The sequence below is a fragment of the Thermomonas beijingensis genome, from assembly GCF_020034655.1.
GTDB lineage: Bacteria > Pseudomonadota > Gammaproteobacteria > Xanthomonadales > Xanthomonadaceae > Thermomonas > Thermomonas beijingensis.
This window is the reverse complement of record NZ_JAIQDJ010000001.1, coordinates 84,232-100,589: the sequence shown is the minus strand read 5'-3', so window position 1 is coordinate 100,589 and position 16,358 is coordinate 84,232. Positions and strand designations below refer to the sequence as shown.

Genomic DNA, 16,358 nt, shown 5'->3' with positions numbered 1-16,358 from the left:
GGCCGACTCGCACGGCTTTTTGCGTCAAAATCACTGCATGGACACACCCGGACACACTTGGACTGCTATCGCCAATGCCGCAAAGTTGGTGCTTGCACCTGCGATTGCAACTGCAAGACCTGAATACGCAACCGTGGCGAACCAGGGGGAGATTGGACTATGAGCAGCGTACTTCCTGCCGCCGTGGCGGACAGCAACCCTTATCGCGTCCTGATTGTCGAGGATGACCGCAGCCAAGCGATGTTTGCCGAAGCCATTTTGCGCGGTGCCGGGATGCAGGCGGAGGTGGTTGCCATTCCCGAGCGCATGATGGAAGCACTGGAGCGCTTCGTCCCCGATCTGGTGCTGATGGATTTGCATATGCCCGGCACCAGTGGCACCACGCTGACCACGCAAATTCGCGAGCACACGCAGTTTTCGCACACCCCGGTTGTGTTCCTGACCGGCGATCAAGATCCCGAACGCGAGCTGGAAGTGCTCGACAAGGGGGGCGATGATTTCATTCTCAAGCCGGTGCGGCCGCGCCACTTGATTGCGGCGGTGCAAAACCGCATCCGCCGTGCACGCGCGCTCAACGAAAGCCTGCAAACGCACAGCATGCCCGATCGCCACCCGGTGACGGGCCTCCACACCCGACATGCGCTGATGCAGGTACTGGCCACCCAACTTGGCCATCGCAGCACGGGGGGAGGTGCGCTACTGCTGGAGCTGGGCAACCCCAGCGCCCTGCGCAACCGCTACGGCTATGCCGCACTGGATGGCTTGTTCAACGCCGCCGGCACCCATTTGGGCAGTTTGCTCGAACACCATGCGATTGCCGCTCGCCTCAGTGACAATGCATTTTTAGTGGTGGTGCGCGATTTGGGACACGGCGCACTGGAAGGTTTCGCACGCCGCCTGCGTGATGGCATCGGGTATCACGACTTCCTGGTGGATGGCGAACCGATGCGGCTGCGCTGCACAATCGGGTATGCCAGTTTCGAGCATGCGTTTGCCGATACCGGTGCCGTGCTGGCCGCAACCGAGGATGCCACCCGCGAAGCCCATGCCCTGCCCGCCGGTGTTGCCGGTTTCGTGCCGCCAGAATTGACCGCCTCCGACAACCTGATCGACGAGCTGCGTGCCGCGCTCGCCCCTAACGGTGAAGGCTTGTATTTGGCATTTCAGCCAGTGGTCGCGGTGGCCGGTGGCGACGAGGCACAATTCCAGGTGCTGGTGCGCATGCACGGTGCCGATGGCAGCGTGCGCAAGGCGGGGGATTTTTTGGCGGCAGCACAAGCGGCAGGATTGCTGGCACAACTGGATCGCTGGGTGATGGAGCGGGCACTGGCCTTGTTGCAACAACGTCGCGCAGAAAGCCGGCCAGTCCGTTTGTTTGTCTCGCAAACACCGCGCACGCTGGGCCAGGATGGCTTTGCCGGCTGGTTGCAGCAAGCACTCGAGCGTGCCGGGGTGGATGGCCCCTCACTGGTCATTGATATCCGTCAAGAAGACGCGGTCGTACATACCGTGCTGTTACAACAATTTTGCGAGCAACTGGTCCCGGTGGGTGTGCAATTCTGCCTCAGCCAGTTCCGCAGCACCGAAGATGGCAACCAGCTGCTACAAATGCTGCCGCTGGGCTATTTGCGCCTATCGTCCGAGTTTGCCCGGCAACCGTTGCCACCGGCACTACAGGATGAAATGCGCACCGCCATCGAACGGGCGCATCGGCTGGGCCTGCAAGTGATTGGACAGGCGGTGGAAGATCCGCAGGCGGCAGCAGCGCTTTGGGTGGCTGGCATCGACTTCATTCAGGGCAATCTGGTACAACGCCCAGAGCAAGCCCTTGATTTCGACTTCCAGAGTGCGGCCTTGTGAATTCCGTAAAACCCGATGGACTTAATCTGTTGAGTGCACGCTGGCTGGCGTTAGGGGCCGCCGCTGGCGCATCGCTTGCTTTGGTGATCAATCAACTGGGTGTGCAGGGCCCATGGCAGGTGATTGCTTTGGTGCTGGCGCTACTGGCGCTGTTTGCCACCACCGCACACGCATGGGCAACCCGCTCCCGCGAGCAGGCGATGTCCAATCAGGCCGAACGCACGCGCGAGAAAGAAGCCGAAATCCACATGCTGCAACAGGAGCTCGATCGCCACACCGCGCTGGAGATCGAACTCACCAAGGCCAAGCAAGCGGCGGAGTCGGCAGTCATGGCCAAGGGCGAGTTTCTGGCCACCATGAGCCATGAAATCCGCACACCACTCAATGGCATCATCCCGATGCTGGATTTGCTGTCCACCTCCAAGCTCAGCCTTGACCAACAGGAAATTCTCAAGACCGCCACCGCCTCGGCACAGCAGCTGCTGCGCATCGTCGATGACATCCTGGATTATTCGAAGCTGGAGGCTGATCGGCTCGAGCTGGAAACCACCGGCTTCAACCTGCGCGAATTGCTGGGTAGCGTGATGACCTTGATGGAGCGCTCGGCCGATGCCAAGGGCTTGCATCTGCGGCTGAATATCGACTCGGCGGTGCGCTTGCCGGTAAGAGGCGACCCGGTGCGGTTGCGCCAGATCCTGAGCAATCTGGTGAGTAATGCGATCAAATTCACCGAGCGCGGCAATGTCACTGTCAACATCAAACGCCTGGGTGAAACAGCCGCTCAGCACATGTTGCGCTTCGAAGTGCAAGACACCGGCATTGGCATAGATGCCACGACCCAGGACAAACTGTTTCAAGCCTTCAGCCAAGCCGACGCCTCAACCACCCGGCTGTATGGCGGCACCGGTCTTGGACTGGTGATTTCACAGCGCATCGTGTCGCTGATGGGTGGCAAGATCGGGGTGCAGTCGCAACCCGGTCAAGGCTCCACATTCTGGTTCGAAATTCCGTTGCTCAAGGTGCAAGGCGACATGCCTGCGCAACAGGGCGATTTGCACGGTGGCCGCGTCCTGCTGATCACCACCGATACACGTCTGCGCATGCGCCTGACCATGCTGCTGCCCAACTGGGGGTTGCGTGTCACCGCTGTGGAAAATACTCAGGATGCACTGGAGCGGCTACGCCAAGCCCACACCCAAGGCGAGCCATGGACGTTCTCGGTGGTGCTGGCGGATCTGATGAGTATTCGCAGCACAGCGGTATCACTGGCGCGCAACATGGAACGCAAGCAACAATATGGCGAAGTGCGTTTGGTGTATCTGCGCGGCGACGAAGCCACCTCATTGGACCTGCCTGTGAACGCCACCCTGATTCCCCGCAATGCCGAAGATGCGGATTTGCGTGCGGTGCTGTCTGCGTCCGGGGTGGCGTGGGGGCAACAAGACCCACACCCGGCGCCGGCTGCACAAAAACCGAAGGACGAGATCCCCGGCAAGCCGCGCATCCTGTTGGTGGAAGACAATCCAGTCAACTTGATGGTGGCGCAGCGCTTGCTGCAGGTCTTGGGTGCCGAATGTGAAACCGCCGGCAATGGCCAGGTGGCGCTGGAAAAGCTGGATCAAGCCCAGTTCGATTTGGTACTGATGGATTGCCAGATGCCGGTACTCGATGGCTACAGTGCCACCCGGCGCTGGCGCGAACTCGAGCAGGAACGCAAAGCCACGCGGCGCCTGCCGATTGTGGCGATGACCGCCAATGCGATGGCCGGCGATCGTCAGAAATGCTTGGATGCCGGGATGGATGACTACCTAGCCAAGCCCGTCACCAAGGTCGAGCTGGAACAATGCATCACGCGCTGGAAAAGCAGTGCAATGCCGGTCCCCGCAGCCACGCCCTCGGCAGCACAACTCACCCAACGTGCGCCCTCCGTGCTGGATCAACGGGTACTCGGCGAGTTGCGTGAAGTACTGGGTAGCGAGGTCGACAAGATCATCGCCGTGTATCTGGAAGACGCACCGCGCCTGATCGCGCAGTTGGAGCGGGCGGCGGTGAACATCGACCCCATCGCACTGCGGGTCACCGCGCATACGTTGAAATCGTCCAGTGCCAATGTTGGCGCGATGACCCTATCGGATGCCGCACGCGATCTGGAACACGCCGCACGCGACGGCACCATGACCCAACCGGGGCCGGCGGTAGCACGCATCGTCAGTGAATTTGCGCAAGTCCGGGTGGCCCTGCGCGCGCTCTTGTTCAGCAACTGAACAGGCATCGCGCACTGGCAGGTGCGCGCGCCATGCGGTTGCACAATCACCGCCCGCGGTAGCGGCACCCCGAGGTGCAGGTTTCGTGCACCACCACTTCCGATAGCAGCGGCACCTGCGGCTTCAAGCGCTGCCAGATCCAGATCGCCAGCTGCTCGCTGGTGGGGTTTTCCAACCCATCGATCTCATTCAGATAATGATGATCCAGCTGCTCGTAGATCGGCTTGAACGCCGCCTTGAGATCGGCAAAATCCATCACCCACCCCAGCTCTGGATCCGGCTCGCCGCTGACCTGCAGCTCGATCGAAAATGAATGCCCATGCAGGCGCGCGCATTTGTGTCCGTCCGGCACATTTGGCAGCCGGTGCGCGGCTTCAACGGTAAAACGCTTGAAGATATCCATCGGGCCGTTCGTCCTGCAGGCAAACAAAACCCCGCAGGTGCGGGGCTGAGGGTTCATGCGTTGGTGGTATGGGTGCCCCGTAATACTAACTGCAACATCCTGTTTCAAAAGGATTTTTGCGAATTAGAACTTCGAGTTACCGTCAAACCTACTGTCAGCGCAACGAACCTTGACCACCGTGCGGTGGCACATTGTTACACGGTTGCATTGGCACATAGCAGGAGCTAGCCAACTGTTGATCCAACCAACTGCCCGATGTAGTCCTCGTCCGTACCGAACAAGATGTTACGGGCTGCATATTCTGCATCACTGACCTTCGGCCACTTCAGGCGCAGATCTGCCTGGCTGGTGGCCGAGACGATAAAGCTCTGCAAGGTCACATTCTCGTCCGCTAGGCGCGCCTGGATGTCCTTGATCGTCTTGTAGAACTCGAGCTTCGGCTCTCCGTCCCATTGCAGCATCTGCAGGCCTTTGGGGTCCACGAAGGTGATGCACTGCTTGTCGCCATCGATGCGCCAGACGATGAAGTCCGGGTAGAAATTTCCGGCTTCGAAAAAACCGATGCCGCGACCGCGGCTCATGTTCCGCAGCAGGAACAGAGGCTTCTCGCGGAACTCGTCCGGATGCTCCTCGCAGTACTTTTTTAGGTCAGCGACAAAACGCATTTCACCATCATTGAGAGCGACTGGTTTCACCGAAATACTGGCGCCACTGACTTTGATCAGCGGCTCGTACAGGTGATCCCTGAACATCAGGATGTCGACGAAGGCCCTGCTACCTCCAGGGACACGCGAAACGGCAACTGCAGCGCGTGCACGCAATTGCTCTCCCAACCGTTTGAGCTGGTCGATCAGTGCGGTCTCGGATTTCTCCACGGAGACGCGGTACACACCCTGCTCCTCTCCCACGCCTTCACCGGCATCCGGGAAGTTTGGATCGTCCGCGCTCAGCGTGGCGTATTCCAGATGGGGTTCTTCCCAGCCTTTCTTGCGGAAGCTGTAGTACCGCTCTGCATACTTCTTGAGCAGGCTCTCGGCGATCTCCTGCCAGACCGGCAGCTTGTCCAGGCGATCCAGAGCCAGCTCCTGCTCGGGGATCAGCAGGTCATACCAGTCCTGGTCCGCCAGCAACGCCTGCACGGCTGACCGCGGGATATTGAAATTGTGCCAGCCACGCTCATGCTTGAAGCGCAGCAACTCGAACCAGGCATGGTCGATGTCCAGCAGCCCCACGATGCCGCGTGACAGCTTGCCCCGGTAGAGCTGCCCATCACCGTCGCCGCCGGCCAAGGTCTTGGCCTTCATGGCCTGGATCTTGGGATACCAGTTGAGTTGCACCCGATTGCGCAACAGCCATTGGTCGCGATCGCCGGACGGCGGCGCGAGTTCCGGCACTGGCGCAAGTTCGCGATAGGCGCGCCCGAATGCTGTCGGCACGCCCTCGATATCTGGTTTCAGGCGGATGATCTTGAGCGCGTGGGTGCCCAGGTTGCGGACGATGGGCAGGACGATCTCCTCGCGCTCCGTGTCCGGCGGCAGCCCCTCGTCTTCCAGGAACTGCTTGAACTGCGCCATGTAGTCGGCATGGATGCCGAAGACGTTGAGCGTTTCCAGCAAGTCGATATGGCGCGGGCGCTCCACCCCCGGCGGCAGGCGCATGGCCTTGCTGCGCTTGAGACTGAACCCATATCCCTTGAGGCGCACGCCGCGCCCGAACAACTGAATGATCTGGGCACCTTCGCCCTTGCCGATCTTCATCAGCCCCAAGGTGCTGACCCGCCAACTGTTCCAGCCCTCGGTGAACTTGCGCGAGCCAATGAGCAGGCTGATCGCACTGCCGCGGTCGTTGATCCGACGGAACAGCGAGCCTGCGAAATCCCGCTCTTCGGCAACCAGGCCCGGGGTTTCCTCGCAGATGCCATGCAGCTTCTTGGCATCACCGACATTGATCACCCCGAACGGGGGGTTGTTGCCGAGCTTCAAGGCCAGTTCGCCGTCGGCGCCTTTCAGGTACTCCACATGCAGCGCACCGCCGCCCGGTGCATTGAACAGACGGGCGCAGATGTCGTCGAACAGTGCCGCAGGCTCGGGCGACAGCTCGCTCAGATACCCGAAGCGATTGGCAAAGACATTGGTCCCGCCATCTCCCGTCAAACCGTCCCGCCATAGCGTATCCAGCGCCTGCTGTGAGCCGGCGCGATCCCGCACGAACTCGGCCAGGAAGCACAGGATCTCGACGACATCCGAGGCCTCGTCCTTGTTGAAACCCTTGGTGACGCGACCGCCGACGAAGATCCATAGCGGGCGTTCGATGTTGAACGCCTGCATCTGCACCTGCCGGTCGTCGTACAGGCGTCGCTGCTGATAGGCAGCCAGCAGGCAGGCGATCAGGTACCGGTGCCGATGGCGCGTGGCAACGTGCTGGTCCAGATTGAGGATCTGGAACTCCTTGCCGTAGCCATCGCCGTGGAAGTAACGGTAGGAATAATCGAACAGGATGCTGCGGGCATAGCGCCGGGTCAGCCTGGCATCGCCCTTGACCGCCTGCTTGAAGGTGGCCGAATACTCGAAGGAAAACCCGTTCTCGCAAAGCTGGTCGCGGCGGGTCAGCCACTTGCCGTCCTCGCCGCCCGCCGCGCCTCGATGGCCTTCGTCCACCAGCACCAGATTGCCGCTCAGGAAAGACTCGGTGGCGACGGTCTTGTCGCCCATGTCGTCAGCCAGCTTGTGGATGTCGATGATCTCCACCGCCTTGCCGGCAAACAGACCACGGGGGTTCTTGTCGAACAGCTCGGCCTCGATGCCGGCCGCGGCGAACTCCTCCAGATGCTGGTGGCTCAGCCCCTCGTTCGGGGTCAACAGCAGGATGCGGTTGAGCGTACCGGCCTTGCCGTGCGCTGCAAGATGATGCTGGTACTGGCGCAGGTTCATGTGCATCAGCAGGGTCTTGCCGCTGCCGGTCGCGCACCACAGGGCCAGCTTGTTCAGGCCCAGCGCCGCGTCACGGCCCTCGTCCAACGGCGGCAGTTGCTGCGCCTCCGGCTTGCCTTCGTTGAACTTGACGATCTGCGCATTGATGGCCTGCGACAGCGCCTTCGGATCACGGAAATACCGGTCCAGGTAGATCTCGACGAACAGCAGGGACAGGTACTGGTAGTACTTCCAGACGATCGGGCGCTCGCGGCGGACTTCGCGTTGCTCGTTCAGGGCCAGGGTGTGACGGACGATGTTCTGGTCGAACTTCAGCAGCTCGTCCTTGGTGATGCCGGGAAGCTCACCGGTGATCTGATTGACCAAGGCATGGTGGAAGCGATGGATGTTGTCCGCGTCCAGGCCTTCCTCGCTGGTTTCGTTGACCTGGAAGCGCAGCTTGAACGCCTCCAGCAGCGACACCTTGCGGTGGGCATCGATCTGGTAGTACCCGTCGGTACTGTCCAGCCCAAACAGGCCGAACAGCCACTGGTTCATCACCAAGGACTGCTCGAAGGGAACCGGCGCGGGTGCAGGTGCGCGGCGCGCGCGCGGGGCGCGTGCCGGTGCGGCGGCAGCGGTGGCACTTCCGCGGGGGCGTCCGCGCGGCATGTCAGGCGTCCGTCCCGTCGAACATCAGGCGCTGGAAGTCTTCCTCGATCAGGCGAACCTTCCAGGTCTCGGGATCCACCCGCAGGTTCTCCAGCGTGTTATCGCCGTTCACATAGATCAGGTCGAACTCGCTGCCGCGCACGGAGTAGGCCTGCTTGTCCCTGAACCAGGTGTCCAGCACCAAGTTGTCCTGCTCGGCGTTGCCGGTGAGCTTGCGCCAGACCACCAAGGTCTTGCGACCTTCCGGGGTGGTGCCGGTGACGGTGCGGAACCACCACGGCCCTTCGGCGTCCTGCCGCAGACGGCCGTCGAGCTGCAGGCGGCCTTGGCGATCGCGCTGAAAGGCGGCGTTGAAGCTACGCGGCGCGGTGATGTGCTGAACGGTCAAGCCCAGCAACCAGTTGAAGGTCTCCAGCAGATCGACGTTGACTTCGCGGCTTTCGTCACTGCCCGGGGTCTTGACCAGTAGCTTGTAGGCGGTCGGATCGGCGAAGGCACCGACATTGAGCAGGGACTGGCTGCCCTTGGACTCCACGTCCAACTGGTAGCGCAGCAGGTACTGCTCGCGCAGGCCATCAGCACCTTGCGCGGAACCCAGTTCCAACACGCCTTGTTGCTGGACGCTGCGTTGCAGGGCGAGATTGTTGAGCGTGTCTTCGTACGATTCCAGACGAAGGACTTTGACTAGGCGCGGGCTGCGCTCGGCCTCCTGGGTCGAAACAACCAGCGAAGGAGTCCCGTTGGCCCACTCAGTCGCAAAGGCCGCCTTCTTTACCCTCTTCACGAGGACACGATCAAAGTGAGTTCCCACTTCAACCATTAGGAACTTTCTCGCGCCTCCGTCCTTCTGATTCATTGAGATCACCGCATGTGCGGTGGTGCCAGATCCACCAAAGTAGTCGAGCACCGCAAAGTCCCGCGAGCCGTAGCTTTGTGCCCACAGCGCGGCCTGCATCGTTCCAAGTGACTTCGGGTAGTCGAACTCACCTGCGAGCCCCATGTCAGCCAGCACCTGTGTTCCGTTTGTACCTGCATTGAACTCAGGACCAATCCAGTTGCTGAAAATCGTTTGTCGCCGATTCTCATGCTCGATAGATTGATACACAGCCCCACGATCAGACACCCAAAGCTCACCATTCCTTGCGCGATCTTTTCCAGTCTCGAAACTTGATCTCCACACTCGTTCCTCACGCCTAGAATTGACTGGGTAGATGCGAATTAGGCCGTCGCGAGTCGAATCCATCGGATATGGCTGCCCAAGCGGAACAGGCTCCTCCGTATCGACAATCCGTTTGGTTTCTGGATCTTGCAGCAAGGCATAGAAGCTCCTCCAGCGACCATGCCTATAGTTGTTCTCTGCCGTGCCACTTCGCATGAAGTTTCGATCCTCGTCCTCATCTCCAAGCGATGCACCGCTGTATATCGGCGCATCGTTTGGACTAACGAGAAGCAGATACTCGTGCGTACGGGACAGCCGCCCTCCTGACCCCTGAGGATGATGGTTGACCACCACTGTGGATCGAGAGAGCGCCGGGAAAGTAGAGTCAAGGAGCATGGACAACTTGACCATTTCATAGTCATCGATCGCAAGCCCGAAGCTAAATGAAGGCGCCCAAAGTTTCTCTACCATTGGCAGCGTATTGCTCATCAATGAAAGCCAAGACGAATGCTCGTAGTTGTTCTTGTAGAGAATTTTTGAGTACGGCGTGTTGTAGGGGGGATCGATGTATACAACGGGAATCCGACCCGCAAAGCGTCCAACCAAAAAATTCAATGCTTGCGAGTTCTCCGAGTTGATCAAGAGACCGCTGATAGCCTCATCCAGCGCATCCTCTGTCGCCAAGACGTCATCGATAAATCCACGAGAGAAATGCCGCGTATCGCACATCAAGGCCGGGTACGCGCGCAGATAGGCCGGCGTCAGCGGCTCGCTATAGGCAGGCAAAGTGACGTCAGCCGGGAGCTCGTGCAACGAGTGCAGCTCCTTCCATTCCTCGAGCTGCGCGGCGTTTGCGCAGACCTCTGGCAACAGTTCGTCCGGCACCTGCGACACCGCCACCAGCCAGTCGCTGCCGACCACGAACTTTTTCTTCAACCACAGCCTCTTTTGGAAGTTCTCCAACTGCGCCAGGAAGTCGATGATCTTGCCGGCAATGCGACGAATCACCTTGATCTTGGACAGATACTGCTCCACCTTCGGCACAGTGTCGCTTTCCACATCATCCAGGTGCATGACCTCGTTCTTGATGTAGAAATCCAGCTCCCGGCGCAGGAAGCCACCCAGATCCTTATGGATGAAGTAGTCGAATGTGTTGCGTGCGGCGTATCGGCGCAGGTGCGCCGCTAGGCGTGAGTAGCCTGCCGCTTCGCCGTCGGCCTTGATGTGCGGCTTGGCCAGTTCCGCCAGCCAATCGGCGAACGCGCCGTCGGCAGCCTTGATCCGGGCCTCGGCCTGCTCCAGCAGCTCCTTCTGCGCGGGAGGCTTCTTTTTGCCGTCGCGCTGGTCTGCGGGCCAGTCGTCCAGGGTGGCCGGGCGGTATTCGAAGCGGAGCTCCAACTCGCCATCCCGCAGGGCAATGAAGTCCTCCGCCGCCAGCACGAACACACGCTTGTTGTCCTCGGCCGCCTTGACGTTGCCGTGCTCACCTTCGGCCGCATCCACCAGCTTGAAGTGCACACGCATGGCGTCCGCACCCTCCCCCGCCTCCGGCTTCAAGCGGAAGGCGTAGTCGCGCAGGTACTCGCTGGTCTTGATGTAGTACTGGTCCTTGTTGGCCCAGTGCAGGGTGACTTCCTCGCCTTCGTATGGGATGGCGTACACGCCGGGCTTGTAGACGCGCTTGGCCAGGAAATCGCCTTCGCTGTAGTAGCGGCGGAAGAAGCTGTGCAGGTGGTCGTAGGTCTCGTTCTCCAGCGCGCCGATGTCCACCGCGCCGTTGAGCTGCTCACGCAGCTTCTGGATTCCCGGTACGGTGGATGGGTCCACGCCATCTGCCTGGTACTGCGCCTCCCTCTCCGCGAGCGTCTTTTTCAACTCCGCGCTGTCAGCAGACTGGTAACTGGCGAATGCGTCCTTGACCTGTGGGAGCAGCTCGCGATCAAGGAATTTCGTCACCTCGTCAGCCTTCGCGTGCATGATCCGGTAGATGCCGAAGTCCAGATCCGGCTGGTCGAGCTGGAACAACTCGCGCAACAGGGTGACGAGCTTGTTGAACTTGGCGGGATTGGGGTCGGTCATCGGAGTTCTTTCCATCGGTGGGCGCCCGCAGGCGCCACGGTCAAAGTCGATCGATCAGGTCCAGCAGGCTGGCATGGGCACGGCGGTAGGCGTCCAGCGTGGTGCCATGCGGCGCCAGCACGCCGTTCAAGGCGATGGCGTGGGCTTCGCGCAGGTAATCGGTGAGACTTTCCAGGCCGGCGCGGGCAGCGGCCTGCATCGCCTGTTCGCGGCCCGGGAACAGCGCGCCCAATGCGGCCTGCCACGCTGCCAGCCACTGCGAGTCCGCTAGCGGGGACTGCTCGCGCGCCAGCCACCACAGGGACACGGCACGGCCCACATCCTTGGTAAAGCGCGGCGGGTTGCCCGGCAAGCCTGCGATCGGCGTGCGATCGGGTTCGGCATGTTCCAGCAGGTGTGCCAACGCCATGCTGGGGGGATGTGCGACACGCAGGCCGGAATCGAGCACGTCAGCCCCATGCACGGCAACGCCCATGTAGCGGAAGCTGGGTAGGCCGAAATCACCCGTCGCGGTGTGGATACGTCGCCAGTGCTTGCGCGCGACCTGTCCGGTCGGCGGCTCTGCCAGCAGTTCCACGAACCAGGCGTCCCCTGCATCGGGTGGGCTCAGACGCAGGGCAGGGAGCTCATTGTCTGGGGTTGCCGCATTCCCGGGCGCGATCCCGTTGGGATAGCGTGGTTCCCAGCCATCTTCCAGCAATTCCTTGCCCAGGGATTCCGCCGTGGTCACGGCATCCACCGCAGGGCGCAACAGTAGATCAATGTCCTTGGTGGCCACCATGTGGGTCCCCGAGACATCGCGAAAGGCCCAGGCCGTGGCGATACTGCCGATGACAACCACATGAGCGCGCAACGAGGCCGGGACACGGGTTGCCACGCGTTGCAGGAGCGATGCGGCGTCCAGGCCCGGAAGCGGCCGATTCATGCCCGTACCGCCTTGGCGTAGTGGATCGCCTGCTCGCGAAGACCCATGTCGAGCAAGGATAGGAAGACGTCGCATTCATAGGCGCAGCGGGTGCGGCCGATGCCCGCATCGCGCACGAATTGTGTCCCAGCCCGGACCAGGGTCACGACGACGGGGGCAGGCGCAAGCATGTTCGGTTCGAACTCCAGGCCATCATCCAGCAGGCGCAATACATTCGCGTCGAATGCCCTGGCATCACGGTCCACATGTGCGACCAGATCCAGACGTGGCGTGCCGGCCAGATCCAGCACGGGCACATCCTGCGTGGCGACAGGGGTGCCTGACAGAGCGAACGAGCACCAGCTCGGTGGCCCATCCGGCCCCAGCAGCGGCAGCGCGCGCTTGACAAGGTCAGCGGGCGGCTTGATGCCGGCACCACGCTCGAATCGGAACCGCAGCGTCTGCGGCAACGCACCCATGCGGCTGAGTTGCTCCATCGACAGATCCTGCGGCGCGATCTCCAACCAGCGCAGGTCTCGAATCAGACCGGCATCTCGAAGTGCACTCAGGGCGCTGCGGACAGGCGTGATCGAAGCGCCAAGTGTTTCGACCAGTCCGACCTGTTTGCCTTCGATATGCGCCGCGATGCCGGCCTCGCGCTGTGGACCGTCGTTCTCCAGGCTTGCGCCCAGCAACAAGCGCAGCACCTCGAAAAGGTAGTTTGGCTTGTCCAGCGAAACCAGGCCGCTTTCCTTGCTTCGTGCCTCATTGACGGACGTCGCCTCCGTCTCGTCCACTACCAAGGCCATGCGTGTTCGCACCTTCGGCGCGATGGCCGGCAACAAGGTGTCCCATTCCTTGCGGATGGTCGCCTCGGTGATGGCGGAATCGATCACCCGCACCTGCCCCTCGGCCTGGCTATCGGCAGCAAGCTCCGCAGCCAGCGACAGCATTTCTGCCCTCAGGTCGCGGGTATTGCGCAGGTTGCGCAGGGTTCTGGCGTGTAGCGGAGTGGACACGGTGTGACTCCGACGTTATCCCGAGGTCATTCTGCACATAAAATATAACTCTGCAAGTAATTTATTACTCTGCATGTAATTAGCTCAGGCGCCAGCGCACCCGGAACAAGGGAACGCTGTGGCTGCTCTGGTTCAACCGCCGCTCGAGCGCGGCAATCAAGGCATCGCGCCTGGCCTCGATGGCATCTTCGACATCGAAGATGTCCTGCCGCTGGCGACGCTGTTGGCGTTCCAGCGCCTTCACCTGCTCCTGGATGCTCGCCTGTTCCTCGATGGTGGCTGCCGTCCGCGCGCGGCGCTTGGCGTCCTGCAGGCGGACACGCGTGTCCTGCATGGACTGTTCCGCCGCCAAGAGCTGGTCTTCCGCCCACTGGTCCAGCTTCTCGCGTTCGGCCTGAAAGTAGGCGGTGTTTTCTTCCAACGCCCGGGCCAGGGCCGCCGCGATCTGGCGGCGAACGTTGGCCTCGAAGTTGTCCGGCAGCGTGGCATGAGGCGGGATTTGTGCTTCTTCGCCCGGCAGCTCAAGCAATCGCTGGCAGGCTTCCGCATCCAGCCACGCACCATCGTCGGCCTGCGCACTGAACACCAGGTGCTGCTCCAGCTCGAAGCTTTCCAGCTCCAGAACGTTGAGCTCCAGCCAACCCGACTTCACCCGCAATTGCTCGAGCACGGCGACCCGAGGCGTGACCGACGCAAGCCGGAAGGTCAACTCGCGCAACGGCGTCTCGAGCCGACGACCGCTATCGAGTACGAACTCCCCCAACGGATGCGACAGGCGATAGACATGGCCCTCTTCGGGAGCCGGCTGTCCCTTGCGAATCAGGTGGTACCGCCCATCGGGCACCGCTTGCACCGGGGGCCGATCCAGGTCGAACGACAGGTTGTCATCATCGAACCGCGCCCGATCGGCAAGCATGTGCCGGGTCAGGCGCCAGAACAGGCGGGTGATGCGGTCGAGCTGAACAATGGCCTGGTCACGATTCAGGCGCAATCGCTCGACCACCCCAGCGTCGAACGTTGCCAGCAGGGCCTCCTCGGTCTCGCGCATCCTTGCCTCGATCTGCGCCTCCAGTTCCTGGCGCAGCGCCGCAAACGCGGCGTCGATCTGTGCCGGAGTTCGACAGGTGTCGTAGATCTCAGCGATCCGGCGTTCGATGTCGGTGCCGGACTCGATGCGGCCCAGGATTTCATCGGAAGCCCCGAACACGCCGTCGAACAACTGGAATTTCTCGGACAGCAGCTCCAGCACACGCTGGTCGGCCGCGTTGCGCTGGTTGAGGAAATTGACCACCACGACATCGTGCTTCTGGCCGTAGCGGTGGCAACGCCCGATTCGTTGCTCCACGCGCTGCGGATTCCAAGGCAGGTCGTAGTTCACTACCAGCGAACAGAACTGCAGGTTGATGCCTTCGGCGCCGGCCTCGGTACAGATCAGGATGTCGGCCTGGTCGCGGAAATGATCGATCGCGGCCGTCCGGCGGTCGATGGCGGGACTCCCCGTCACCCGATCCGACCCGGCATAGGTGGCCAGCCATCGTTGGTAGATGCCGTTAAGGCCCGGATCCGAGGCGCGTCCACTGAACTTAACCACCCGCCCAGCGTGACCATGGCGTTCCAGGAAGCTCGCCAGATAGTCCTGGGTGCGCACCGACTCGGTGAAGATCACCGCCTTGCGCGGCGCACCCATTGCGGCCATGCGCTGCAGCCCGGTCTCGAGTGCCTCGAGCAAGGCGAACGACTTTCGGTCCTCGCGTACCGAACGGGCGATCAGCAGGTAATTTTCGAGCTCGACGATCTCGGCCCGCAGCTTGTCCCGATCAATGTCGTCGGACTCGGACCCGACAGCGCCGTCGTCGCCCTGCAGATCGGCATCCTCATCCGATTCATCCACGGCGTCGGCGTCAATTTCCTCGGCTTCAATGAGCTCGGCCAACCAATCCCCCTGCTGCGGCAGCCGCTCCTCCAACCGCATAAGGCGAGAACGAATGGCTTCCAAGGTGGCGACCACCGCCTCGGTCGATGACGCCAGCAGCTTGCGCAGGATCAAGCCCACCAGATGTCGCTGCCGGGTCGGGATGCCATAAGCGTCCTCACGGAGCAGGTAACCCGATACGAGGTCGTATACGCGCTGTTCGTCTTCCCCGGGCGCGAACGGGGCCGTCAGGGGCTTGCGCTGGGTGTACTGCACATACTCCAGGACATCGCGCCGCAACGTCCGCCTAGAGAAATCCGCAAGGCGTGCACGCAACGCCGGGATATCCGCGTCGCCGCGCATGTACCTGGAGCGGAAGCTGACCCGGTCCCCGAACAGGTAGTCGTCGATGATCGTGGACAGGCCATAGAGCTCGAGCAGGGAGTTCTGCAGCGGCGTGGCCGTCAACAACAACTTGCGGACGCCGGCAAGGCCTCGCTTGATGGCCTGACCCGTGTGATGGCTTTCGCGATAGGCGTTGCGCAGCTTGTGGGCCTCGTCGATCACCGCAAGGTCCCAGGGAATGTCACCGATGGCCCGTTCCATCCGCGCTGCGAAGTGGATCGACACGATGCTGATGACATCCTGGTCGAGCGGGTTGTAGACGCCGCCCTTGCGTGCCCTGCTCCAGGTCGCCGCATCCAGCACCTGGGTCGGCAAGTGGAACTTCTCCGCAAGCTCGGTTGCCCACTGCTTGCGAAGCGACGCGGGACAAATCACCAGCAGCCGTCGACGACGCTCTGCCCAGTACTGACCAAGAACTAACGCAGCCTCGATGGTCTTGCCAAGTCCGACTTCATCCGCCAGCAAGACACCTTTTGACAACGGATTTGCCAAGGCGAAAAGCGCCGCTTCGATCTGGTGCGGATTGAGATCCACTGCGGCGTCAAACAAGGCTTGACCGATACGATCAAGATCACCACCACGTCGGCGGCGGGTCAGTTCCCAGGCGAAAAATTTCGCTTGATGGTTGGTCAGCACACCGAGCCCCCTGACTTAATCGCGAATGATTCGGGCTCCCTCGGCAACCGCCTGCCCGGTCGCGTGGCGACCCGTCCTTCGCGAGCGGAGCCATGCGGAACCAACTCACCACCAACCTGTTCCATCCCGTCGGTAG

At 61.6% G+C, this 16,358-nt stretch carries 8 protein-coding genes; 2 read left to right on the top strand and 6 right to left on the bottom strand.

Annotated elements, in window-relative coordinates; genetic code table 11:
• The first annotated feature begins 159 nt into the window (after positions 1-159).
• Complete coding sequence (locus K7B09_RS00400) at positions 160-1,860, top strand: EAL domain-containing protein (RefSeq protein WP_223625411.1); 1,701 nt, start codon at positions 160-162, stop codon at positions 1,858-1,860.
• 44 nt (positions 1,861-1,904) lie between these two features.
• Entirely contained in the window at positions 1,905-4,124 is a 2,220-nt protein-coding gene (locus tag K7B09_RS00395; protein ID WP_223627669.1) for an ATP-binding protein, read from the top strand.
• 46 nt (positions 4,125-4,170) lie between these two features.
• Here K7B09_RS00395 and queD read toward each other — a convergent pair whose 3' ends face one another.
• The 6 genes from queD to K7B09_RS00365 all read right to left on the bottom strand — a co-directional run bounded on the left by queD (position 4,171) and on the right by K7B09_RS00365 (position 16,222).
• Complete coding sequence (gene queD / locus K7B09_RS00390) at positions 4,171-4,527, bottom strand: 6-carboxytetrahydropterin synthase QueD (RefSeq protein WP_223625408.1); 357 nt, start codon at positions 4,525-4,527, stop codon at positions 4,171-4,173.
• A gap of 224 nt (positions 4,528-4,751) precedes the next feature.
• Positions 4,752-8,108, bottom strand: a complete 3,357-nt coding sequence (locus K7B09_RS00385; RefSeq protein WP_223625404.1) for a DEAD/DEAH box helicase family protein — start codon at positions 8,106-8,108, stop codon at positions 4,752-4,754.
• Position 8,109: 1 nt separating this feature from the next.
• Entirely contained in the window at positions 8,110-11,346 is a 3,237-nt protein-coding gene (locus tag K7B09_RS00380) for a DNA methyltransferase (protein ID WP_223625400.1), read from the bottom strand.
• 40 nt (positions 11,347-11,386) lie between these two features.
• Positions 11,387-12,271 (bottom strand): hypothetical protein, encoded by an 885-nt coding sequence (locus K7B09_RS00375; protein WP_223625397.1) that lies wholly within the window; start codon positions 12,269-12,271, stop codon positions 11,387-11,389.
• Positions 12,268-13,269 (bottom strand): hypothetical protein, encoded by a 1,002-nt coding sequence (locus tag K7B09_RS00370; RefSeq protein WP_223625392.1) that lies wholly within the window; start codon positions 13,267-13,269, stop codon positions 12,268-12,270. Before K7B09_RS00370 ends, K7B09_RS00375 begins: the two co-directional genes overlap by 4 nt.
• Before the next feature lie 79 nt (positions 13,270-13,348).
• Entirely contained in the window at positions 13,349-16,222 is a 2,874-nt protein-coding gene (locus K7B09_RS00365) for an SNF2-related protein (protein ID WP_223625388.1), read from the bottom strand.
• Between the last annotated feature and the right edge of the window lie 136 nt (positions 16,223-16,358).